Raw genomic sequence first — 984 nt, forward strand, 5'->3', positions numbered from 1 at the left:
CGGGGGCGGCGGGGGCCGCCCCCCCCCCCCCCCCCACGCCGTCGCGGCCGCCGGGTCGCTGTGGTGCCGCGAGGCCCGGGACGCGGCCGCCCTGGCGGCGCTGGCCGAGGCCGCGCAGACGAGCCTCGACCTCGCCCGCGGGCCGGTGCTGCGCGCCGTCCTGGTCGATCCGGCCCCGGACGGCGGGCAGCGCCTCCTCCTCGTCGCCCACCACCTCGTGGTCGACGCCGTCTCCTGGCGCATCCTGGTGGCGGATCTCGCCCTGGCCCTCGCGGGGCGGACCCTGCCGGCGCCCGCGACCTCCTTCCCCGCCTGGGCCCGGCACCTCGACGTCCTGGCCCGGGATCCGGCCGAGGCCGGCCGCCGCCGCGCCTGGGCGGAGGCCTGGGCGGCGCAGCTCGCGCCGCCCGCATGCGGCCTCGAACCCGCCCGGCCCGACGCCCCCAACGTCGAGTCCGCCCAGACCGAGATCGCCGACAGCCTCGACGCCGACACCACCGACGCCTTCCTGCGCCGGGCCGGCCGGCCCTACCGCACGCGCCCCGACGAACTCCTGCTCGCGGCGCTCGCGGTGGCGGTGTCGCGCCGCTGCGGCGGGCGAGCCGTTCGCGTCGTGCTCGAGGGCCACGGTCGCGATGCCGATGCCTTGGCGGACAGCTTGGCGGACAGCTTGGCGGGTGCGGCCGGCGAAGCGGCGCGCCACGACCTGAGCCGGACGGTGGGCTGGTTCACCACGCTGGTGCCGCTGCGGCTCGACCCCCTCGGCGGCGAGCCGGACCTGCCGCCGGACGACGACGCCCGCGGCCACGCCCCCGGTGATGCCCCCGGCCGCGCCCTCGGCCGCGCCCTCTGCCGGGTCAAGGAAGCCCGCCGCGCCCTGCCCCAGCCCGACCTCAGCCACGACCTCCTGCGCCACGGCCCCGTAGCGGACCTGCGCCACCGCATCGCCGCGACACCCGAGCCCGGCATCCTCCTCAACTACCT

Annotated in this window: 1 protein-coding gene; it reads left to right on the forward strand. The window is 79.8% G+C overall.

The features are described 5' to 3' along the window. Positions 1 to 984, forward strand: a 984-nt coding sequence (locus tag ACLBYE_RS30495; RefSeq protein ID WP_447697032.1) for a condensation domain-containing protein, incomplete at both ends; no start/stop codon positions are given.

The sequence above is a fragment of the Methylobacterium sp. A52T genome (genome assembly GCF_053346095.1).